The organism is Kaistella chaponensis (genome assembly GCF_900156725.1).
Taxonomy (GTDB): domain Bacteria; phylum Bacteroidota; class Bacteroidia; order Flavobacteriales; family Weeksellaceae; genus Kaistella; species Kaistella chaponensis.
Genome location: NZ_FTOI01000002.1, coordinates 1 through 22,090, shown reverse-complemented (window position 1 = coordinate 22,090; position 22,090 = coordinate 1). Strand labels below are relative to the sequence as shown.

19 protein-coding genes and 2 tRNA genes are annotated in these 22,090 nt (G+C 35.0%); 10 read left to right on the top strand and 11 right to left on the bottom strand.

Going from position 1 to position 22,090, the window contains the following annotated elements; genetic code table 11:
• Positions 1–14: 14 nt before the first annotated feature.
• From BW932_RS02140 to BW932_RS02130, 3 genes are all read left to right on the top strand, one after another.
• Positions 15–965 (top strand): YihY/virulence factor BrkB family protein, encoded by a 951-nt coding sequence (locus BW932_RS02140; RefSeq protein ID WP_076384917.1) that lies wholly within the window; start codon positions 15–17, stop codon positions 963–965.
• 513 nt (positions 966–1,478) lie between these two features.
• Complete coding sequence (locus BW932_RS02135; protein ID WP_076384915.1) at positions 1,479–2,954, top strand: SUMF1/EgtB/PvdO family nonheme iron enzyme; 1,476 nt, start codon at positions 1,479–1,481, stop codon at positions 2,952–2,954.
• Between the two features lie 69 nt (positions 2,955–3,023).
• Positions 3,024–3,941 carry a PKD domain-containing protein gene (locus BW932_RS02130; protein ID WP_076384913.1) on the top strand — a complete coding sequence of 306 codons (918 nt, stop codon included), beginning with the start codon at positions 3,024–3,026 and terminating at the stop codon, positions 3,939–3,941.
• Between the two features lie 186 nt (positions 3,942–4,127).
• Here the strand turns inward: BW932_RS02130 and BW932_RS02125 are convergent.
• From BW932_RS02125 to BW932_RS02110, 4 genes are all read right to left on the bottom strand, one after another.
• Positions 4,128–4,199 (bottom strand) — tRNA-Glu (locus tag BW932_RS02125).
• Positions 4,200–4,223: 24 nt separating this feature from the next.
• Positions 4,224–4,478, bottom strand: a complete 255-nt coding sequence (gene rpsT, locus BW932_RS02120) for a 30S ribosomal protein S20 (RefSeq protein WP_076384911.1) — start codon at positions 4,476–4,478, stop codon at positions 4,224–4,226.
• Positions 4,479–4,567: 89 nt separating this feature from the next.
• Positions 4,568–4,639 (bottom strand) — tRNA-Glu (locus tag BW932_RS02115).
• A gap of 60 nt (positions 4,640–4,699) precedes the next feature.
• On the bottom strand, positions 4,700–5,995 hold the full coding sequence (locus BW932_RS02110; RefSeq protein ID WP_076384909.1) for an N-acetylmuramoyl-L-alanine amidase family protein: 1,296 nt from the start codon (positions 5,993–5,995) through the stop codon (positions 4,700–4,702).
• Between the two features lie 55 nt (positions 5,996–6,050).
• Here BW932_RS02110 and BW932_RS02105 point away from each other — a divergent pair, with 55 nt between their 5' ends.
• The 3 genes from BW932_RS02105 to BW932_RS02095 are packed head-to-tail and all read left to right on the top strand — an operon-like array spanning position 6,051 to position 9,529.
• Positions 6,051–8,642 carry a putative LPS assembly protein LptD gene (locus BW932_RS02105; RefSeq protein WP_084566418.1) on the top strand — a complete coding sequence of 864 codons (2,592 nt, stop codon included), beginning with the start codon at positions 6,051–6,053 and terminating at the stop codon, positions 8,640–8,642.
• 53 nt (positions 8,643–8,695) lie between these two features.
• A complete protein-coding gene (locus tag BW932_RS02100; RefSeq protein ID WP_076384905.1) occupies positions 8,696–9,076 on the top strand; it encodes a RidA family protein in 381 nt (126 codons plus the stop codon).
• Positions 9,077–9,529 carry a hypothetical protein gene (locus BW932_RS02095; protein ID WP_076384903.1) on the top strand — a complete coding sequence of 151 codons (453 nt, stop codon included), beginning with the start codon at positions 9,077–9,079 and terminating at the stop codon, positions 9,527–9,529.
• Between the two features lie 241 nt (positions 9,530–9,770).
• Here BW932_RS02095 and BW932_RS02090 read toward each other — a convergent pair whose 3' ends face one another.
• The 3 genes from BW932_RS02090 to BW932_RS02080 all read right to left on the bottom strand — a co-directional run bounded on the left by BW932_RS02090 (position 9,771) and on the right by BW932_RS02080 (position 12,324).
• Positions 9,771–10,418 carry an SdpI family protein gene (locus BW932_RS02090; RefSeq protein WP_076384901.1) on the bottom strand — a complete coding sequence of 216 codons (648 nt, stop codon included), beginning with the start codon at positions 10,416–10,418 and terminating at the stop codon, positions 9,771–9,773.
• Positions 10,419–10,421: 3 nt separating this feature from the next.
• A complete protein-coding gene (locus tag BW932_RS02085; RefSeq protein WP_076384899.1) occupies positions 10,422–10,676 on the bottom strand; it encodes an autorepressor SdpR family transcription factor in 255 nt (84 codons plus the stop codon).
• Between the two features lie 130 nt (positions 10,677–10,806).
• Positions 10,807–12,324, bottom strand: coding sequence for a trypsin-like peptidase domain-containing protein (locus tag BW932_RS02080; RefSeq protein WP_076385446.1), 1,518 nt, complete (start codon positions 12,322–12,324; stop codon positions 10,807–10,809).
• A 277-nt stretch (positions 12,325–12,601) separates the two neighbouring features.
• Between BW932_RS02080 and BW932_RS02075 the strand changes: the two genes are divergently transcribed.
• Positions 12,602–13,516: a dimethylarginine dimethylaminohydrolase family protein gene (locus BW932_RS02075; protein WP_076384897.1), complete on the top strand. Its 915-nt coding sequence runs from the start codon at positions 12,602–12,604 to the stop codon at positions 13,514–13,516.
• A gap of 36 nt (positions 13,517–13,552) precedes the next feature.
• Positions 13,553–13,930 carry a hypothetical protein gene (locus BW932_RS02070; protein WP_076384895.1) on the top strand — a complete coding sequence of 126 codons (378 nt, stop codon included), beginning with the start codon at positions 13,553–13,555 and terminating at the stop codon, positions 13,928–13,930.
• 139 nt (positions 13,931–14,069) lie between these two features.
• Here the strand turns inward: BW932_RS02070 and BW932_RS02065 are convergent, their stop codons facing one another.
• A complete protein-coding gene (locus BW932_RS02065) occupies positions 14,070–14,732 on the bottom strand; it encodes a copper homeostasis protein CutC (RefSeq protein WP_076384893.1) in 663 nt (220 codons plus the stop codon).
• 73 nt (positions 14,733–14,805) lie between these two features.
• Here BW932_RS02065 and ctlX point away from each other — a divergent pair, with 73 nt between their 5' ends.
• Positions 14,806–15,729: a citrulline utilization hydrolase CtlX gene (gene ctlX / locus BW932_RS02060; RefSeq protein ID WP_076384891.1), complete on the top strand. Its 924-nt coding sequence runs from the start codon at positions 14,806–14,808 to the stop codon at positions 15,727–15,729.
• An 85-nt stretch (positions 15,730–15,814) separates the two neighbouring features.
• On the opposite strand, the gene BW932_RS02055 is transcribed toward ctlX, so the two are convergent.
• The 3 genes from BW932_RS02055 to nadD form a co-directional block, all read right to left on the bottom strand.
• Complete coding sequence (locus BW932_RS02055) at positions 15,815–18,052, bottom strand: TonB-dependent receptor domain-containing protein (protein WP_076384889.1); 2,238 nt, start codon at positions 18,050–18,052, stop codon at positions 15,815–15,817.
• Between the two features lie 344 nt (positions 18,053–18,396).
• Positions 18,397–18,735: a DUF3817 domain-containing protein gene (locus tag BW932_RS02050; protein ID WP_076384887.1), complete on the bottom strand. Its 339-nt coding sequence runs from the start codon at positions 18,733–18,735 to the stop codon at positions 18,397–18,399.
• A 71-nt stretch (positions 18,736–18,806) separates the two neighbouring features.
• Entirely contained in the window at positions 18,807–19,391 is a 585-nt protein-coding gene (nadD, locus tag BW932_RS02045; RefSeq protein WP_076384886.1) for a nicotinate (nicotinamide) nucleotide adenylyltransferase, read from the bottom strand.
• A gap of 206 nt (positions 19,392–19,597) precedes the next feature.
• Here nadD and BW932_RS02040 point away from each other — a divergent pair, with 206 nt between their 5' ends.
• Positions 19,598–21,202: a BamA/TamA family outer membrane protein gene (locus BW932_RS02040; RefSeq protein WP_076384884.1), complete on the top strand. Its 1,605-nt coding sequence runs from the start codon at positions 19,598–19,600 to the stop codon at positions 21,200–21,202.
• Positions 21,203–22,090 lie beyond the last annotated feature (888 nt).

The window sequence follows — 22,090 nt, the reverse complement described above, 5'->3', positions numbered from 1 at the left end:
AAAACCGATTATTAATGATGAATCTAAAATTTTTCTGGAAAACCTTAGTAGAAACTTTCACCGAGTGGAACAATTCTTCGGCTACGAAAGATGCTGCGAGTTTAGCGTATTATGCCATATTTTCGATTCCAGGATTATTAATTATTATCATTTGGATTGCAGGGAATTTCGTCGGCCAAGAAGCAATTCAGGGACAAATCAGCAGTCAAATTAATTCCATGATGGGAACTGAAGCGGCGAAAAGTGTTGAAGATATAATAGCAGGAGCACTCATCGACAAACAAAATATTGTGATGAAAACGGTGGGCGTTTTATCTCTTGTATTTGGCGCAACTACCGTATTTTTCCAACTTCAAAAAGCTTTAAATGAGATCTGGGACATCGAAGCCGCACCGAAAAAAGCGATGGTGAAATTTTTACTCGATCGCGCCAATTCTCTCGGAATGATTTTGGTCATCGGTTTTTTATTGATGATTACCATGTTGCTTTCTTCTGCAATCAGTTTGCTCAATAATTATATCACTTCAAGATTAGGTTTAGAAACTTATGTTTTGATAGAAACGGTTAATTTTTCCATTGGATTTATGCTCGTGATTCTGGTTTTTGCTTTTATGTTTAAAGTACTTCCCGATGCAGAAATTTCCTGGAAAGGAGTTTGGCCCGGAGCAATTCTTACCGCAACTTTATTCACTGTCGGCAAATTTCTTCTCAGTTTATATTTTGCAGAATTGAAGCCCACTTCAGTTTTTGGCACCGCCGGAACCATCGTCTTGATCATGCTTTGGATCAATTATACGTGCATGCTAATTTTTTTCGGTGCAGAATTTACAAAAGTTTATTCCCTTAAAAAGGGTTTTAAAATTGCCCCCTCAAGACATGCAAAATGGAGTGCCAAAAAATTGTACGCGCAATCTCAGCAGCAAAAAGAATCTCTTACCGAGACCTCCGCTCAAACAACCTTGTAAAAATTACGCAATATTCCGGATATTTTTATCATTTTAAAGAAGAGCGATTCTACTTCTCAAAATTGAAAAAAGTGCCATTTTCACTGCATTCCCTTTTAATTCAAAAGTTATTAAAACGTTTTGGAATTTGGAAAGAACATTCTAAGTTCTTCCAAACCTCATCAAGATGCTTCAGCTTTTCACCTCGCTTTGGTAGCAATTCAGAGGATGAAGTACGTTGTTTTTGAGGTCTATCTCCTTTGCGATTCACACAAAATTTCTAAAAATCCCCAAACCTGGACTGAATGTTCCTAAAGATTTTAATTTTTAGAAGAACCCATAATTTCCTTTTAAAATTGAAGAAAAAATCTGAAGGTTCCTAAAAATACAATTGAAGAAAAAATACCCAATCGAGGGTATAAAAACTTTTCAGCCTACTTCTACCTTTGGATGAGTACAAACAAAGAGATCTTGATTGTGAGTATCAATCAAAAATCTTACTAAAAAATCAACAATCCTTAAACACTTAAAAAAATGATCACGAAAAACTACTTTAAAAAACTTGCAATTGCTGCAATGGGTTTGTTTGCAATGAGTACACAGGCAAACAATTTACAAATTACCGGCACTACTGTGGATACCAGTACCGGAAAAATTACCTTCAACCTAAAATGGGACAACAGCTGGAAAACCAATATTACTCCCGCTAATTTTGATGCCGTTTGGGTTTTTGTAAAATACCAAGATTGTGCCGACAAATTATGGCGACATGCTGATTTAAGCGTTACCTCCGCAGATCATGTTGCAGGCGGAACCATTCTGAAAATTGATGGTGTTACAGACGGAAAGGGAGCATTTGTATCTCGAAAAATTAATGGTGGAGGAAATATTGCTACGACCTCTATCACTTTAAAAATGAATATTGCTGCAGCGAATTATGAGAATTATAACTTCAAAGTAATGGGCATAGAAATGGTAAATATTCCACAATCTACTTCTTACTGGATCGGCGATGGAATCTCTACCAGTGCTTTTACAAAATTTGAAATTACCGGAAACGGCTCCATCAGTTCTGGGTCTATCGGAACTGGAAACGCTGCTCCTGCTGCTTTTCCTAAAGGATGGAATGGTTTCTACAGCATGAAATATGAAATTACTCAAGAACAATATGTAGAATTTTTAAATTCTCTTACTTACGGTCAGCAAGCTCGTCGATCCGTTGCAAGTCCAGATGCTGCTGCTTCTACGTTTGCTTTTTATAATAGTTATCGAAATGGTATTAAAATAAAAGTACCCGGAAGCAATGCTGCAGTTCCTGCTGTTTATGGAATGGATTTAACCCCAGGAGATTTTGATGATTTGAATGATGGGCAAAATATCGCAATGAATTGGTTAAGTTATGCAGATGTAAGTGCGTATTTAGATTGGGCAGCATTACGACCAATGAGTGAAATTGAATTTGAAAAAATTTGCCGTGGTCCTATTGCACCAGTTGCGAATGAAAATGCATGGGGATCGATCGATCTTGCTTCAATTGTTACCTCATCAGTTACCAACCAAGGATTAGCAAATGAAGGTTATAATGCAGTTGCAAATGGCCGTGCAAATTATGGCGCAACAAGCTTTAGTAATCCACAATTCTTTAATGGTCCAACAAAAGTCGGATTTACAGCAACCAACGCTTCAGGTAGATTGTCTGCCGCTGCATCGTATTACGGCGTAATGGAAATGAGCGGTAATGTAGGAGAATTTGCAGTTGCTGCAAAAACAGCGGGTGGAAGCACTTATACAGGTGTTTTGGGAGATGGCGAATTATCTACCATAACCGTTAGTGATGGTGACTCTGATCAGTTGCTATGGCCAGATCCAACTGGGGTTTTTGTAAGAGGAGGACATTTTTATGAAGCAGGATACAGCACGAGCAACAGCGCAAAATTAAGAGTTTCTGATAGAAGTGAAACTACTTTGTTAACCAGAAACCCAAACTACGGCGGTAGAGGCGTAAGATAATTGATTCTAATTTGAAACGAAAGGAAACTTTCAACCAAAATTATTTTAACAAAAAAATCAAATTAGAAGATGAAAACAATTATAACCAGAATACCGGTATTGTGTCTCATCTTTCTCTTCCAAACCTTTCTGAAAGCCCAAAACGATGAAGATTATGCGTATCGTGGCGGAAATGCAGATGGTTTTGCAATAGAGATACTAGAGAGCACAACCTGTGCAACTCCCTTTCATTACTACGCTTATCTTGGCGGAAATGCAGATGGTTTTGCTTTAGAAAAACTTGCAGATAATGCAAGTTGTAGCACTCCATTTAATCAATTCCCCTACTTTGGTGGTAATGCAGATGGAGCAAGTACAGAAACAGTAGAAAATAATGTTTGCGCCACACCTTATCATTTCTACGCTTATTTTAGTGGGAATACTGATGGATTCGCAATGGGAAAAACAGCAGACACCTGTCCAATTATTGCTCCTGTCGCAGATTTCATTGCAGATCAAACTACAACTTGTGTAGGACGACCTGTGAAATTTACAGACACCTCCACCAATAAACCTACGGGTTGGACGTGGACATTCCAAGGAGGAACACCTGGAACCGCTTCTACCAAAACGGTAAACGTAACATACAATTCGCCGGGAACTTATCAAGTAAAATTAGTCGCAGCGAACTATATCGGAAGCGACACCAAAATAAAATTGGGATACATTACAGTAGTACCAGATTGTGCAACATTGACAAGCACTGCGGTAACGAAAACGAAAATGCAGGTTTACCCAAATCCTACGAAAAGCATGCTTTATTTGAAATCTCCGCAAAATGTTTTAAATATTGAAATATATGACGGCACAGGAAGAAAAGTGATGGAATCTAAACCCAATCAAAAAGACACTTCTATCAATGTAGAGCGACTAAGTGCAGGAATGTACATGATTAAAACTCGAACGATAGATGGGGAAGAAGTTTATAAAATAATCAAGAAAGATTAGATAAAAACATCCTCACTATCAACAGAAAAGAACACACAAAAGATGAACGGAACCGAAGTAGAAATTATTCTGCTTCGGTTTTTTTTGTTCATTCCTAAAATTTCATCATAGTTAACTACAATGAAAAAAAACAAAAAAAATTCACACAAAAAAAAACTTCCAAAAAATAAATTTTTGGAAGTTAAGTAGCCCGTAGGGGAGTCGAACCCCTCTTACCAGGATGAAAACCTGAGGTCCTAACCGATAGACGAACGGGCCAGAGCGTCTTAGAATTTTATAAAATTACGCTAATTTATTAACGTGTTTTGTCAACTTACTTTTAAGGTTGGCCGCTTTGTTTTTGTGGATGATGTTTTTCTTCACCAATTTATCCAACAAAGAAATCACTAAAGGCAACTGAATTGCAGCAGCAGCTTTATCCTCCTCATTTCTCAATACTTTCAAAACTGTTCTCGCAGTTTTGTGGTAGTATCTGTTTCTTAATCTTTTCTTTTCGCTTTGTCTGATTCTTTTCAGAGCTGATTTATGATTTGCCATATCTTTCTAAAAACTTGGGTGCAAAGATAGTAATCTTTTTTTAATTACAAAATATTTTTTAAAAAACTTTTCAAAATTTTCAATTTTAGTAGCCTATAAGGGAATCGAACCCCTGTTGCAAGACTGAAAATCTTGAGTCCTTACCACTAGACGAATAGGCCTTTGCTTTGAGGACTGCAAAAATATTAATTTTGTTTTGATCCTGCAAGAATCTTTGCTTTTTATTTGAAAACTTTTTGAACAACGGTATTCTTTACTCCTTTTCCCTCTAAGTCTTTCTGGGTCTTTATCGCTTCTTCTAAACTTGCAAATTTCCCGTAGGTATAGTAAAACTTACCATTTTCTTTGTCCCGGTTCACCTCTTTCAATGAATTTAGCATATAGGAATTAGCGCTTAATTTCTGATCTGTAACTGCTATTTCTAATGTATAAAAACCGATTCCCAATTTCTGATTAGGCACAAAAGAGATTGCTGTTGCATTTTTGAAGCCCGCGTCTTTAGCTGATCTTAAATTAGCATCTCGTACTGAAGCGAGATTCGTGGTACCATAATAATACTTGTAAAATCCATTCTCTTTAATCGGAAGAATATAGTTCAGACCTTTTAACGCAGGATCATCTGCACTGTATTTCATGGGTGTTGACATCAGTAAAATTCTGAAATCATTTTTCAGTGGCTTCTCTTCTATTTTTTCTGCAAGTTTTGGACGATTTTTTTCTCCAGCATTGCGTTCCATTGCTTTCTTAAATTTCTGAATGGCATCAAAAATACTATTTGCAATATCATTTTGACCTTTCTCGGAGGATAAATAACTTGCATCTTCATAATTATTCACAAAACCTGTTTCGATAAGCACGGAAGGCATCGCATTCATTCGCAACACGTGCAAATCGGCTTGTTTTATTCCGCGAGAGGCTCTTTTATCTTTATTGGTGAAGTTTTCTTCGACCAGACTTCCGATAAGCAAACTGCTTTCCAAATATTTACTCTGCTGAATTTTTAGCGCGATCAAAGATTCCGGAGATTTCGGATCGTAGGTCGCAAACATTTCCCGATCTTTTTCATCAAGATAAATTACATCATTTTCCGCTTTGGCCACTTCTAAATTCGTGCGATTCTGATTAGGACCTTGTATGAAGGTTTCTGTACCATTCGTCTCTGTCGTTGACGAAGGAGAAGCATTTACATGAATCGACAAAAACAAATCTGCTTTGCTTCTGTTAGCAAGCGTGGTTCGTTCTGAAAGAGAAGGATATTCATCAAATTTACGGGTATAAATCACTTTGTAATCCTTTTCCTTTTCGAGCATTTTGCCCAACTTCAATACCACCGCTAAAGTAATATCCTTCTCGCGAACTGTTCCTAAATCGCTGTATTTTCTATTGGTTCCAATATCGGTTCCACCATGACCAGCATCTAAAACAATCGTGAATTTTTTCTGAGCACCACCAAAGGTGAATATCAGTACAAAAAATAATAAAAAATATCTTTTAATAGAAAAACTGTGGGTAATCATCTTTAAATTTTAAAAATTGTATTAATTTTGACCACAAATTACAGAAAAAATCGCTTTGGTCAAAACCAGCTTCAAAAATATACCACTAATTCTAATTATCCTAATTTTTAACAATTTTTTAGCACAATTGAACGCTCAAAAATTGCCTGAAAACAAGATGGTTACTGCTCCTATTCGCAAACCTGATACCATTAAGGTAAAAAAAGAACAACTGGAAGCGATTGTACAAACCAAAGCTGATAATATGAGAAATGACATCCCTAAAAAGATGACTTACCTCAATAAAAAAGCAGAGGTTCAGTACCAAGATATGAAAATCGAAGCCGACTACATCTCTATTGATTGGGATAAATCTTTGATTTTTGCACGCGGAGAACTGGACTCATTAGGGAAAGTAAAAGTCCCTGTAGTGACGACGCAAGGCGGAAAAACATACGAAACAGATCAGTTTTCCTACAATTTAAAAACCAAACAGGCCATTGCATTTAACGCCAGAACCGAAGAAAGCGAAGGTGTAATTGTGGCTGAAAAAACAAAGAAATACAACGATTCTGTCTTCTTCATGAAACGTGGTAAATATACGACCGACGAGTATTTCATTAAGAAAAAAGACACCATCGCCGATTATTATTTGCTTGCTCCAAACATTAAGTTAATCAAAGGAAAAAATAAATCGCAAGTTATTACCGGTCCGATTCAACTATATATTGAGCAGGTTCCTACTCCACTGATCATGCCTTTTGCTATTTTACCTTTTTCAGATAAAAGAAGCGCCGGAATTTTGATCCCAAGTTTTGGTGAGCGCGAAGATGTGGGATTTTTTCTAAACTCTTTGGGTTATTACCAACCTATCGGAGAACATTTCGACTTAAAAATCCTCACCGATATTTACACAAAAGGAAGTTGGAATCTTCGGCCGGAAATGAATTATAAGAAAAACTACAGGTATTCTGGAAGTTTCTCAGCAGATATTGGAACCACAATACGAGGAATCAAAGGGCTTTCTGACTATTCTAAAACCGGAACGTATCGAATTGCTTGGCGACACCAGCAAGACAGCAAAGCAAACCCTTTTCTAACTTTTGCAGCATCTGTAGATGTGGTGAGTAATAAATTTTACAATAACACCGTCAATAATAATTACGCATTTAATCAAAACAATCTCAATGCGCAGCAAAACTCTAGTGTGAGTGTGGTGAAGCGTTTCTTAACATTACCTATTACAATAACTGGAACATCTTCTTATTCGCAAAATTTCTCCACGGGATTGGCTGATTTAAAATTGCCGGTTTTAAATGTTGCCGTGAATCAGTTTTATCTCTTTAAACCGAAAACCGGCATCCGAGAAGGACTTTTGGAAAACATCACGGTGAACACAGGCTTAAATTTCAATAATTATGTTCAGACGAATGAAGGTGAACTTTTCACCAAAGCAATGTTTGATAAACTGCAGACTGGTCTACAAAATAAAATTGGATTAGGAACCAACACCACCATTGCGAAATATTTCACTTTTTCTATTTCTGCCGATATTAATAATGCACTTACCACCAAAACGTTAACGCGATTTTATAATCCTATCAGCAATAATGTAGAAGATGTTTTGAATAAAAAAATTGCAGGTTATTCATCATTCTCTTCAAGCGCAAGTTTACAAACAGTCCTTTACGGAATGTTGAATTTTAAAAAAGGAGGTCCAATCCAGGCCATTCGTCACATGATGACGCCGCAAATCGGTTTCAATTACTCCCCAGATTTTTCTGCTCCAGGTTTTGGATATTATAAAAATTATTACAACGATCGTGGCGAAATGACGCCTTACTCTATCTTTGATCGCGGAATTATCGGTTCTCCAAATTCATTCTTACTTCAAGCTTTGAGTTTTGCGATCTCCAATAATTTGGAAATGAAAGTAAAATCCAAAAAAGATTCTACCGGCTTTAAAAAAGTAAAAATCTTCGAAACTTTAAATTTCAATACCAATTATAATTTTGCGGCTCCACAATACAAATGGTCCATTTTCAGTTTTAATGGGCAAACTACTTTGTTTGACAAACTCAATCTCAACACGAGCTTGACACTGGAACCTTACCAGATTATTTTTGCACCAGATTCAGATATCGGAATTCGTACTGAAAATTTCGGCCATTTCAGTGTTCAGGGATTCAATGCACAGTTCTCCTATCCTTTGAGCAACGAAACTTTTAGTGGAAAAGAAAAAAAAGACCTCTCAAAAAAATATAGTAAAAAAGGAGAAATCCGAAATGAAGAATATTATTTTGATGATGATGGTTATGCCCGATTTACACAACCTTGGACTTTAAACATCAATGCACAATACAGCTACAACAGAAGTTTAACCCGCTTTGGAAACAAAATGGCTTCCCTGGGTTTAGACGGAACCCTGAAACTTACTCCTTTTTGGAGTCTTAGCGGAAACCTGTATTACGACTTGGTTACCAAACAAATTGCGAACACAAGACTTGGCTTTTCCCGGGATCAAAGAAGTTTTACCATCAACTTTAACTGGATTCCTTATGGGCAGTACAAAGTGTATGATTTCTTTATCGGCATCAAAGCCAATATTTTACGCGATGCGCTGAAATACAAAGACCAAAGTTTCACCCAACCTAATGCTCCTTTTTAAAATCAATTTTAAATAATAAAACATAAGTTTTATATTTGCCCAATAAAGTCATTATGAAAACAATCATTTCTACCTCGAAAGCTCCTGCTGCTATTGGACCCTATTCTCAGGCAAATTTTGCCAACGGAATTCTTTACATCTCGGGACAAATTCCCTTCAATTCGGAGACCGGGAAATTGGTAGAAGGGATTGAAAAAGAAACGCACCAAGTAATGAAAAACCTCGAAGCGATTCTAACAGAAGCTGGTATGACCTTTAAAAACGTGGTTAAAGCCACCATATTTTTAAAAGACATGGATGATTTTGCCGTGGTGAATGACATCTATGCGTCTTATCTAGATGCAGAGAGTTTCCCGGCTAGAGAAACGGTACAGGTTTCCTGTTTACCAAAAAATGTGGATATAGAAATTTCAATGATTGCACATCAATTTTAAATGAATTTCCTTCGAAATACTTTTGCAGTTCTGGTTGGTCTTGCTGTTGCAGGAATCCTTATTTCTTTAGGAGTAAGGTTAAATTCCTCTTGGATTACCTATCAGGAATACGCTCCATTTAAGCATTGGAAATCTTTGCTGCAATCGATGGAACACAAACCTTATTTTTTTGTAGCGCTTCTTATTTCCTCGGGAATTGGAGCCACAGTGGGAGGAGTTGTCACTGCAATACTCGTAAAATATGCGAAAGTTGCCTATGCGATTTTAATTGGATTTATTTTACTTTTTATCGCGATGTTAGACATTATTATCTTTCCTTATCACCCTACTTTTTATAAAATTTCAATTTTCCTCACTTTCTTTCCCTGCGCTTGGATGGGAGGAAAGATCACCGAAATCATCTACGAACGCAAGAAGAAAAAATTGAGACGTCTGCAAAATAAAAAGCGGTGATTTTTTTTTGGAGCAATAAAATTTCAGCTTTTTACATCAACACATCCCGCTGTCCACTGTATCTTTTTTGCCATTGCGATCGAAGTGACATGCTTTGAAGAAGATTTATGCAACCGCAATATCAAAAAAGGATGCCGTTTCCATCGCGGCTAGAATTAAGACTCCCTTTTTTTCGAAAATTTTTAACCTGGTTTTATACAATTAATTTCACAAAAGTTCTTTCAAATTGATTTATAAAGTTCTATCCAATTTTACTTTCTCTTTTAAAAAGAAGAAAAGAATATATCGCCGGAATAATTGTAATGATTCCCGTGATAATTAAAAATAGCACCACATTAAATTTTTCATCTAAAAACAAAGACGAAATTACAATCAATAAACCACCGGATAACCATAATTTTCCTGCAAGCAAATGGGTTTCTTTCCAAATAGATTCGCTTTCTAGAGTCCAGGGTGTTCTTATTCCAATAAAATAGTTGGCCTTTATTGTTTTGAAATAATTCCCTAAAACAACATATAAAATACCCACAAACACGAAAATAAAAGTCGGATTTGCGGCCGTTTTATTTTGGCTGCAATAAATAATGAATAAAGCCAAAGCAGACATTAAAGAAGTTACTAGAAACTTCAAAGTTTGTAATTTTTTGCCCATGTTATTTAGTTTTTTCTTAGGATCAATTTTCGGAATTACGGAAAATATAAAATAAACAAACATAGGCAGCATAATTGGGATGAGAAGGATTTCTATTTTTTCTCCATACCTATCCACTTCACCTTCAATGTTCCAATGCATCGGGATTTTGTGGGGTAATTTGTTCCAGATGAAGGCGATGTACAAAAAAGGTAGAAGCAAAATTGCGAGTAGTGGAATTTCTTTTTTGAGGTTCATGGTTTATTTTTTTAAGTGGATGATCCAGGTTAGTAAATCTTCTAAAATGCTTGTATTTAATGAATATTCTACAAACTGCCCTTTTTTTTCACTCGTAATTAAATCTGCTTGTTTCAAAATATCGAGATGATGGGAAATACTAGGTTTTGAAATATTAAAATGCGCTGCAATTTCTCCGGCATTCATATCTTCCTTCTTCAATAGATCCACGATTTGTCTGCGTGTTTCGTCATTAAGGGCTTTAATGAGAGAATTCATTCATTTAGTTATTTAGACAAATATCTAAATATTATTTTAATTAGGCAACAATTTTATTCGAATAATTTGCTATCAAACAAAAACGCAACCTTTAACAGTTGCGTTTTTGTTTGTAATTTTAAATATTTCACTAAGGCATTTTAAATCCTCTTGTAGTAATTCTACCGTATTCGTCTACATATTTTACCTGTACATTTCCGTTGTATCCTTGTAAAATTTTCTCTACATCTTTCTGCGAGTTTACTGGTTTACCATTCACCTCCATGACAATATAATTATCTACAATTCCAATTTTAGACATTTCGAGGCCTTCAACTACATTTTTTGCAATAACTCCGCTTGTTAAACCATAATCAGTTTTAAATTTATCGCTCAAAGGTTCAAAGTCTGATCCAATTTTTTCTGCTACTGAAAGATCTGCTTTACTCCGTGTCGAAGTTCCACCGTTTTGATCTTTTAAGGTAACATTTACCATATCCTCTTTACCGTTTCTCAAATAAGTTACCGCAACTTTATCTCCCGGTCTTTTACTTCCTACCGCGAAAGATAGATCGTAATAACTGGAAACTACAGTATTGTCAACTTTAGTAATAATATCGCCGCTTCTTAATCCTGCATCTTCAGCGCCACCTTTTGCAGAAACGCCGGTTAAATAAACCCCTTCTCCTGTTTTGATATTGGTTTTTCTTTCGCGGTTATAAGCAGTAACTTGTCTTTGATCAGAAAGATCCAATGGCATTACTCCCAAGAAACCTCTTTGAACCAACCCGAATTTCTTAATGTCTTCTACGACCTTTCTCGCCAAATTGGCTGGAACTGCAAAACCATATCCTTCATAATAACCAGTTTTAGAGGAAATCGCAGAATTGATACCGATCAGTTCACCATTTGGATTAACAAGCGCACCACCAGAATTTCCTGGATTAATTGCAGCATCCGTTTGAATAAAACTCTCAATAGGAGTTCGCGATTGCTGACTTAGGAGATCAATACTTCTTCCTTTTGCAGATACAATTCCTGCAGTAACGGTAGAATTCAGTCCCATGGGATTTCCCACCGCTAAAACCCATTGCCCAACTTCTACATTATCAGAATTGGCAAAATTTAAATAGGGCAACCCTTTTTCCTCGATTTTTAAAAGGGCAATATCGGTCGTAGGATCCGTTCCTACTAAATTCGCTACATAAGATTTCTTGTTAGAAAGAACCACTTCTAGTTTACTTGCGCCTGCAATCACGTGATTGTTAGAAATAATATAACCATCGGGTGAGATAATTACACCAGAACCCATTCCTGTAGGCATATCTTTTGGCGGTTGCTGTTGTTGTTGCTTAGGCTGATTGTTTCCGAAAGGATTTCCAAAAAACAAATCGAACATATCCTGCTCACTTCTGCCTGCAGTTTTGTTCGAGTAATTTTTAATACTCACAACAGCAGGAACTGTCATTTTTGAGGCTTTTACAAAATCTTCGCCCACTCCGCTCATATTAAAAGAAGCAAATTTTGCATCATTGGTTTTTGGTGCAAAATAAGAATAGTCTGAATCTTCTGCATTCCCATTGAAATAATTAATCGCTCCGAAAGTTGTCGCTCCAGAGATTACACCTACAAATGCGTAAGGTATTAGTTTTTTTAGAGTATTCTTCATCGTCATATAATTTTATAAAAACTTATTGTTTGTAACAGAACAAATTTAATGCTAGATAGGTATTCGGAAGAAATACTTTGTTTCAATTTTAACGAAAGATTAACAAGATTTATAATATTTTAATGATATTAGGATTGTTTTTGATCATTATTCCCAAAATCAATTTTCTCACCATGTCATTTTGTCATTATATGCGATAATTTGACATTCGAATTCATTCTTAATTAAATTTTCTCAACTCAAATGCTTTGTTTAAATTTGGGACAATCACTTTTTTATGAATCTCAACATTACCAACGAAACCGGAAAACTAAAATCAGTCGTACTCGGAATGCCCAATTCCATGGGTCATCCACATTCGCTAGAAGACAGTTACGACGCGAAAAGCTACCACTCTCTCGAACATGGGATTTATCCCACCGAAGAAGGAATTGTACATGAAATGTCGGAATTCGAAAAAGTCCTCCGAAAACATGATGTTGAAGTTTATCGCCCCGCTTTAATCAATGATTACAACCAAGTATTTGCGCGAGATGTTGCCTTTGTTATTGATGACAAAATGATTATCTCAAACATCATTCAGGATCGATATGATGAGCAAGATGCCTATCGCAAAATTTTTGCAAGAGTCGGCTGGAAAAAAATCATCAATCTTCCAGATACTGCTCATATCGAAGGTGGCGACGTCATTGTTTGGAATGATTTCCTGTTTATCGGAACTTGTTTTTCCGAAGATTATCGCAATTTTAAAACAGCCAGAACCAACGAATATGCGATCGAAATTTTAAAGGAATACTTCCCCAAAAAAAGAATTATCGATCTTGAACTGAAAAAAAACGATACCGATCCTTACAAGGGAATCCTTCATCTCGATTGTACTTTTAACCCGATTGGAAAAGACAAATGCATCATCTACAAAGACGGATTTGTAGATGAAAGCGATTACAGTTTGCTCATCGATATTTTTGGAGAAGAAAACTGTTTCCATGTAACGCAGCAAGAAATGTTTGAAATGAATCCCAATATTTTTTCTATTTCACCAGAAATCGTCGTGTCCGATTCTTCTTTTACCCGATTGAATAATCACCTGCGAAATGAGTGGGGAATGACGGTAGAAGAGATTCCGTACCGTGAGATTTCGAAAATGGGTGGATTGTTGAGATGTTCGACTTTACCTTTAGCGAGGGAATAATTCATAAATATTAAAAATATTTTAATTTAATACAAAATGATAGATATAAAACTAACGAAAATATGTGTAGGTAATAAATTTAAACAAGGTTATATAACTTCTATAATTTCTCCTACAGAAATTGTTCTTGACAATGGTGAAAGTATAAATTTTGAAAGTCTAGAACCTATAAAGTTCTCTGCCGAAATTTTGAAAGAATATGGCTATTCCATAGATAATAAAATTCATAATTTTTTAAAGATTTTTGTTTTAGAAAATCCAATAGAAGTTTATGGAGAAACATATGAACCAGGAATTTATCTTGCAGATTTGAAGAATAATATCAGTAGTAACAGAATTAAGTTTGAACACGAGTTTCAAAACATAGAATCTATGCTAATTGATTATAATATGCCTTTCAACAACATTAATTAAAGTCAACAAAACACCTAGACTTTTAGCCCTGATTGTAATGGAAATCCCGCAGTGACGACGAAGGAGGAGCGAGGAATTGGAATGAAAAGCGGGACAAGGTTTTATAAGAAGCGAAAATCTTGTTGCTCCTAAAATTAGCTTAAGAACTGAGCTGTTTCAACTTTTTTATTTCACCTTCCGTCACAAAAGTGTCGTATTTTAAAATCGCGGAAGAATGAAAACTCGTTCCGCCCGTCAATTTTTTTAGAGCCGAAATATTTTCAGACCGAACTCCACCACCAATTAAAATTTCAATTTGGTCACCATATTTTTCGATTAGATTTTTCAGATTTTCTTTTCCTTGTATGGCATCAGATTTCCCGCCGGAAGTCAACACCGTTTTGAAACCTAATTTTATTAAAATCTCAATTGATTTTTCTAAATCCGAAGTCCGGTCAAAAGCACGATGAAAAGTACACGGGATTTCTCCGGCAAGTTCCAGAAGTTCTGCGTTTTTTGCTTCATCTATTTCATTGTGCGAATCTAAAATCCCGAAAACAAATCCATCTGCACCCGCTTCTTTAAAACTGATGATGCTGCTTTTCATTTGAATAAATTCGGCTTCAGAATAAAAAAACGGACCACCTTTCGGACGAATCATGACATAAATTGGAGTTTTGTAGGTTCTTTTCAGATGCAAAAACTCATAAAAATCGGGAGTGGTACCACCAAGTTCAAAATGAGCACAAAATTCGATGCGATCAGCCATTGATTTCATGGCAGTTTCTGCAGAGGTAATTTCAAAACAGGCAATTTCTAACATGGGTTTTTTATTATGTATAAATTTAAGTATTTTTGCTCAATAGCAACTCAATGCTGATTAAAACTTAATATTCATGCAAACAGCCAAAACCGTTTTGATGGTAGAACCGATTGCTTTCGGTTACAATTCCCAAACCGCAGAAAACAATTACTTTCAAAAAGAACAAAAGGAAACCGATATTCAGGAAAAAGCCCTTCAGGAATTCAATAATTTCGCGGCAAAACTTCGCGAGAAAGGAATCAATGTCATCACGGTAAAAGATACTTTGAATCCGCATTCCCCAGATTCTATTTTCCCTAATAACTGGGTAAGCTTTCACGAGGATGGAACAGTCGCTCTTTATCCGATGTTTGCCTTGAACAGAAGAGTTGAGCGTCGCCCGGAAATCTTGGAAAGACTGAAAGATGAAGGTTTCAAAATTAATACTGTTGAAGATTTCTCCCCATTTGAGAACGAAGAAAAATATTTGGAAGGAACCGGAAGTATGATTTTCGATCACGATTACAAAATTGCTTATGGCTCTGTTTCCCTTCGTTTGGATGAAGAATTATTTAGAAATTTCTGCTCGAAATTTGGCTTTACTCCTATCGTTTTTCATTCTTATCAAAATGTGGGTGATCAAAGATTACCAATTTATCACACCAATGTGATGATGTGTGTTGCAGAACAGTTTGTGGTGATTTGCCTCGACTGTATCGATGATGAAATGGAGCGCGAAAAGGTGCAGGAAGTCATCAAATCAAGCAATAAGGAACTCATCGAGATTTCTGAAGATCAACTTCAGCAATTTGCAGGAAATATGTTGCAGGTTCAAAATGAAGAAGGCGACAAGTTTTTAGTTATGAGCGAAACAGCTTATAAATCTTTAACTAAATTACAAGTTGAACGCATTGAAAATTACTGCGGAATTATCTATGCAGATTTAAACACGATTGAAACAAATGGTGGTGGAAGTGCAAGATGCATGTTGGCGGAAGTTTTCTTGCCGAAAGACTAATTGCTCTCGCTTAAAAATAAAAATTCCACACCGAACAATTCGATGTGGATTTTTATTAATTTAATAAGTGGTATGAAAATTTAATTTACCTGGTTCTGTTTTTGATCGCATCTGATGCCGCTTCAATGTCGCGTACTTTTTTTACTTTCTTGTTTCCGAAATTATAGACGATGCTGACTTTGAATTGTTGGTTAAACTCATTGTTTTTTACATAATTGTAACTTCCGTCTTGCTGAAAGCTTTCAATTTCTACAATATTGGTTTTTAAAACATCCTCAATTCCGGCGCTGAAAGTCCATTCGTTCCATACTTTTTTAAGGTCGAGATCAAGGCTCATTAAATTTTTAAGTAAACCGATTTCAATCTGTTGCTGATCAACGTACCAATAATTTACCCCTAAAAACCAAGTTTTCTTTTTGTCGAGCTGAACTGTGTTATTGGTTTGAATCACTAAACTGGTTGATTTTAGATTATTAAGAAATTCTTTGAACTGATCACCTGTTGTAGGATCCTGACTCAACCTTCCGTTGTTGATATTGTGTTGAACACCGATATTGAAATTGGCCGATAAATATCCTTTAAAATAAGATTTTTGAAGTCCCAACATTGCAGACATTTCCTGTTTGTCGCCGAAATTAGTACGGATATATCGCAGTTCCTGATAGGTGATTCCATCTTTCACCACATCGCGCTGCAAAGGAACCTGAGTAATTTTATCTTTGAAAAAACTGTGATTCAAAATCAGGAAGTAAGAGTTTTTGTACATGTATGTTAATTCATTCGTGTAAACAGAGGAAGCTTTTACGAAAGGATTATTTTGAATATAGTTATTTTCGGTCAGGATATTTCGTACAGGGTTTAGTTCCCAAAAACTTGGCCTTCTCATTCTGCTGGAAAATGCATAAGAAATATTATTCTTGTCATTCACCGCATAATTGAAACTTAAGTAAGGCAAAATATTGTTGTAATTTCTTTCAATGCTTTTATATTCAGGGTTTTGAGCGATGTCGGAGGTACCCAAACTGTTTGTAATTTCATAGCGCGTACCAATCTTACCCGAGAATTTTTCTGACAATTTTTTTTCAACGGTTAAATAAAGTCCATAAATATTTTCATCATAAATAAAATGATTCGGCTCTTGCACGACGTCATTCGTTAGAAAATTGGTTGTGGTGTATTGAGTGTCGTTATCGGTTTTGGTTGTATTAAAATTTCCACCTACAGCAACGGTTAAATCATTTTTAAATTTTCTGATGTAATCGGTATTTGCGGAAAAATTATTGATGAGTTGCGGCAAATTCTGCGCAATTTCTGTGGACAAAATACCAGGATTTTGAAAGGCATCAGAAACAATGGTTTGATTCGTGCTGTTTTGGAATCTTCTGTAAATAAGCAAAGAGGCGTTTGCATTTAATTTACTTCCCAAATCATCTATTTTCCACTCATAATTAAGGTTGAAGGAATTATTGTAAGATCTGGCGTTTTCTCTTCCTTTGGTAATCGAATAATTGGTGATGCTGTTGTTTGCTGCATCCATCGATTTGGTGGTATTGAAAAGATCTGTTCGGGAATCATAGCTTCGGTTTGCCCATGTGTTCCAAGTGAATGCAATATTCGATTTATCATTCAACTGATAATCTGCATTGATGTAGCCTCCTAAATTTTTGTTAGGATCGCGCACTGTTCCGGTAGATTGTGTAGATGCTTTTGCGCTTCCATTTCTGAGTTCATACGATTGAACTTCAATATTTTCGCTGGTGTTGAGTGTACCGGAAATTCCGAGTTTATCTTTTCTGTAATTTAAAGAAACAGAAGCAGAAGTACTGTTGGTTTTGTTTTGGCTGTTTGCCATTCTCATATTTCCACTGGTTCCATCGGTCATTTTCTTCTTCAGTATAATATTGATGATACCGTCGGAAGATTCTACTTGAAATTCGCTTCCAGGAACGGTGATCACTTCTATTTTTTGAATGTTTTCTGCAGGTGTATTTTTTAAAAACTGATCCAAAGATTCGGTATCCATATTTGTTTTTCTACCATTAATAAAAACCAAAGCGTTGCTTTTCCCGGCAATTCTTAATGTTTTTCCATCGGTCGTAGAAACCAGTGGAGTTTGTTTTAAAAGATCAAAAGTGGTACTTCCCTTTGCAACTGGTGAATTGGCAACATCAAAAACGAAACGGTCGCTTTCTTTTTTGAAAACTTTTTTCGTCATCACAACTTCTTCAATTTTCTGAATTTTCGTAGAATCTGTTTTCTGCGTTCCCTGTGCAAAAGCAAAAAATCCGGAAAGGAGCGAAAGGGCAACAATTAATTTTTTCATGGTTATTTTTTTTAAAAGAAAAAGAAGGAAGCGAGGTTATTAGTTTAGAAGAGGTTATTAGTTTTGGTTATTCGTTTTTGCTTCCTCCTTTTGTAGTTATTAGTTTTCTTTAGTAGTATTACATTGCAAAGATATGCTATTTATTTAGTATCATGCAATACAAAGTAGTAAAATAATTTAATTTAAGTTCGCAACTAATTGATAATCAAATTAAAAAATTTTACAATCGTAAAGCAGTACTTATAAAAGACAACGATGGGAAGGAAATCATTACCTCTAAAACAAAAAAAAGAGTAAAAATATCCACTCTTTTATTAATGATTTAAACCTTAGAACTTTAGAAATTACTCCCGATCAAAGCGAGCCAGTTTTTTGTCGACCCAAATGGTTGCAAAAGGAAAAAATGCAGAAATTAGAGCAAAGACAAAATCTTCATCATCCCATTTAAAAATTCTTCTCGCCGGAATTAACAGCAAAAGATAGAGGCTAAAAAATAAACCATGAATGTTCCCAACGATAATAATGTAAATCGTAGGCAAAAGAGCATCGTGTTCATAACGGATCCAAATCATGGCGCTGAAAAGAAAAAGCCACGAAATCATTTCTGCAACACAGGCTTGTTTAAACCACTGACTTAATTTTTCGTCGGAATATTTTGAAAAGAAATTTTCTATGAATTGCATGTAGAATTATTTAAGATTTACTATCGAGATCTTCTGCAAATTTAAAGATTTAAAAAAGGAAATTTTGTTTATTATTTATAAAAACTGCTCCCGTCCAAATAATCGAAAACTTCTGGCGGTAACATGGGTCGCACATTTTTTCCATCTTTGATCATCTTGCGAATTTCGGTTGCAGAAATTTCTACAATAGGCGCGTTGATTAAAGAAATGTTTTCGTGTTGTAAATATTCATGATCTTTTTTTTCTCCTTCAAAAGTCCTCGGATAAACAATAATTTGATGATTTTTGATCAAAGTTTCCGCATTTTTCCATTTTGAAAGTCCGTTTAAATTATCTTCCCCCATAATTAAGGAGAAAGAATATTCGGGATGTTTTTCATGTAAATAAGTGAGCGTATCAATGGTGTAACTGGGTTTTGGCAAAGCAAACTCTACATTTGAAGCACGCATTTTAGGATAATTTTTCACTGCAAGTTGCACCATATCTAAACGATTATGATCTTTCAACAAAGACTTTTTATCTTTAAACGGATTTTGTGGACTTACGACAAACCAAAGTTCTTCCATATCAGAATGTTCCAAAATATAGTTTCCTAAAATTAAATGACCAATATGAATGGGATTAAAACTACCGAAAAACAAGCCTATTTTTTTCATGAATATTTAAATATATCTTCTTTCAATTAAAATTATTTTTAATAATTGTTTAAAGATAAAAAATTAATCCTGATCTCTCGAAAATTGAAATTTCAAACTCCGTATTTTGTCTAAATTCGCCGCAAATGAAACGGCAGCAAATGAAAAAATAAATTTCAAAATATAATAAACTTACGTAAATTGAGTTCCAATTAAGAACCTGTTTATTGAAAATTTCTTGCTCCATATTGCTCTTGCTCTTCTGTGTTTTGTTTAAAGCTCAGCAAAAAAACTATCAACTCATCGATGTTGAAAACAATCAAAAAACGGTAGTAAAAGACTCCCTTTCTGCAGTCAAATTTCTAGATTCGCTTTCGCAAAACAACTATTTTTTTACAGAAGTGAAGAAGGTAGAAAAAAAAGAAAATATTACCGAAATCTATTTCCATAAAGGCAAAAACTTTAATCAAGCTCAAGTCACGGTTCCGGCAGAAGTTGCAACCTTTTCTCAATTGAAAACGGAGTTTTTCACCAAAAACGTGGACTCTTTAAAGAAAACTATTAATGAAAAATACCGGAATCAAGGGTATGCATTTAACCGTGTGAAATCTAAATTCAGCGGAATGAAAAATAGTATTCCACAGATTGAAATCTCAGTGATTAAAGGAAACCAGCGAAAAATAGATGCTTTCGTGATCAAAGGTTATGAAAAAGTACCCGTAAGATTCATTAAAAATTTGAAAAAAGAATTTCAAGGAAAAAGATATGATGACAAAAACTTAGTAGCGATCAATCAATCTCTACAAAATCATCCCTTTTTATTGTTAGACAAGCCACCACAAACTCTATTTACAAAAGATTCTACGCAAGTATTTTTATTCCTTAGAAAAAAGAAATCCAATAGTTTTGACGGTGTAATTGGTTTTGGAAATGATAAAACCAATAAATTCACTTTCAACGGTAGTTTAAATATTAATTTCCGAAATATCTTTAATCGCTTCGAAACGGTGAATGTTTTTTGGCAAAGAAATCCAGATAAAGGTCAAACTTTTGATCTACAAACCGATATTCCTTATCTATTCAAATCCAATTTAGGAACCAATATTAATGTAAATATCTATAGACAAGACTCCACTTTCGCCACCGTGAAATTTTTACCGAGTATTTATCTGCATTTATCGAGCAGACAAAAAATAGGTATTCGCGGCAGATTTGAAACTTCTGCCATTATCGACACGCTATATACTCAGGGAAAAGACTTTACCAAGCAAGGAATCGGACTTTGGTACGAATTTACAGAACCCTCGGAAATCGGTCTTTTTCTTCATAAAACCAAGATTCGCGCAGAAGCTGATTATATTTCCACGAATTATTCTAAAGAAAATGCTTCAGTAATACAAAATAATTTCTTGTTTTCTGCAGAACGAAACTTTCATATTGCGGGGAATAATTATCTAAATTTACGTGGAGAAACCGCCTTATTGAACTCAAAAAATGAATTTGTTGCCAATGAATTATTACGTTTCGGTGGTTGGAATTCTTTTCGGGGTTTTAATGAGAATTCAATTTATGCGAATTTGTATTATTATACCACTGCAGAGTACCGATATCTTGTAGGTGAACAAGCATTTTTTGATGTTTTCGGTCAGTATGGAGAATTCAATAATAAAAGTTTACAACTGAAACCGAAGATTTATAGTTTCGGGTTGGGTTTCAATTTTGTGCTACCAATTGGACTAATGAGCTTTCAGCTTTCAAATGGGAGTGAGTTCGGAAATTCCATAAAATTTGCAGATACGAAAATACATTGGGGAATTCTGAGCAGATTCTAAATGAAATGGAGTATTCAAATTTTATAATTTTACCGCTATCTGCTATATCATCATAGAATTTCCAAGATATATAGAATTTCGATTCGACATTAACATGAATTAATTCTTGTTTACTTAAAAGATGGAATTCATCATTAAAACTATCTATAATTCTTAATTAAAGAAAATGGCATTTGCTAATTTCACTATTTACAATTAACGCAGCGATTTAGTTGTGAAACAGGTCCGTTTAAGCTTCTTTCCATTAGTGGTAATGAACGTGATAAATTCCATAAAACACAATAACACCAGAATATATATTGTAGTTTAAAATCATTATATTATTAAAAGCTATTTAATTGCAAAAAATGATACTGCAAAGTCATCGAACAAATGCGTACATGTTGACTCCAAATACTAGCTGAATACTTATTGAATGTCCAGTGCTTTCTCACACTTAGCATATAAGTTTACCGCTAAAAAATCCTACTTGAAATTTTTGAAAATAGATCTTAGAGAAATCAATTATTGGCTAGATTCTGATATTTGCTATCAAACCAATGCAGACCTATACTTTGACACCGAAAAAAACAGCATAGATAATATTTGATCGATATCTTAAGCTAAAAAGAGCATATAATTTAAGCGACGCTCGAAGATAAAATTACAACCAAAAAATTGAAAAATTTATCGAATTTATTAAACCTACTCGTTCGTTTAACGAGTAAAAAGAAAATCAGATTTTAAATGTTATACAATTGTTCTCAAAACCTTCATGTTCATTTTGCCGATTATACTGTTGTATAAAGGACATAAAAAAGCTCATCAAAATAAATTGATGAGCTTTAAAAAAAACTGGCGGCGACCTACTCTCCCGCTTTCGCAGTACCATCGGCGCTAGAGGGCTTA

Excerpts from the sequence above, each read along its gene's own strand:
- BW932_RS02100 (WP_076384905.1), top strand. The coding sequence starts at position 8,696 with ATGAAAACAATCATTTCTACCTCGAAAGCTCCTGCTGCTATTGGACCC.
- BW932_RS02135 (WP_076384915.1), top strand. The coding sequence starts at position 1,479 with ATGATCACGAAAAACTACTTTAAAAAACTTGCAATTGCTGCAATGGGT.
- BW932_RS02080 (WP_076385446.1), bottom strand. The coding sequence starts at position 12,324 with ATGAAGAATACTCTAAAAAAACTAATACCTTACGCATTTGTAGGTGTA.
- BW932_RS02110 (WP_076384909.1), bottom strand. The coding sequence starts at position 5,995 with ATGATTACCCACAGTTTTTCTATTAAAAGATATTTTTTATTATTTTTT.
- BW932_RS02065 (WP_076384893.1), bottom strand. The coding sequence starts at position 14,732 with ATGTTAGAAATTGCCTGTTTTGAAATTACCTCTGCAGAAACTGCCATG.
- BW932_RS02070 (WP_076384895.1), top strand. The coding sequence starts at position 13,553 with ATGATAGATATAAAACTAACGAAAATATGTGTAGGTAATAAATTTAAA.
- BW932_RS02130 (WP_076384913.1), top strand. The coding sequence starts at position 3,024 with ATGAAAACAATTATAACCAGAATACCGGTATTGTGTCTCATCTTTCTC.
- BW932_RS02085 (WP_076384899.1), bottom strand. The coding sequence starts at position 10,676 with ATGAATTCTCTCATTAAAGCCCTTAATGACGAAACACGCAGACAAATC.
- BW932_RS02090 (WP_076384901.1), bottom strand. The coding sequence starts at position 10,418 with ATGAACCTCAAAAAAGAAATTCCACTACTCGCAATTTTGCTTCTACCT.
- BW932_RS02055 (WP_076384889.1), bottom strand. The coding sequence starts at position 18,052 with ATGAAAAAATTAATTGTTGCCCTTTCGCTCCTTTCCGGATTTTTTGCT.
- rpsT (WP_076384911.1), bottom strand. The coding sequence starts at position 4,478 with ATGGCAAATCATAAATCAGCTCTGAAAAGAATCAGACAAAGCGAAAAG.
- BW932_RS02140 (WP_076384917.1), top strand. The coding sequence starts at position 15 with ATGATGAATCTAAAATTTTTCTGGAAAACCTTAGTAGAAACTTTCACC.
- nadD (WP_076384886.1), bottom strand. The coding sequence starts at position 19,391 with ATGAAAAAAATAGGCTTGTTTTTCGGTAGTTTTAATCCCATTCATATT.
- ctlX (WP_076384891.1), top strand. The coding sequence starts at position 14,806 with ATGCAAACAGCCAAAACCGTTTTGATGGTAGAACCGATTGCTTTCGGT.
- BW932_RS02050 (WP_076384887.1), bottom strand. The coding sequence starts at position 18,735 with ATGCAATTCATAGAAAATTTCTTTTCAAAATATTCCGACGAAAAATTA.
- BW932_RS02095 (WP_076384903.1), top strand. The coding sequence starts at position 9,077 with ATGAATTTCCTTCGAAATACTTTTGCAGTTCTGGTTGGTCTTGCTGTT.
- BW932_RS02075 (WP_076384897.1), top strand. The coding sequence starts at position 12,602 with ATGAATCTCAACATTACCAACGAAACCGGAAAACTAAAATCAGTCGTA.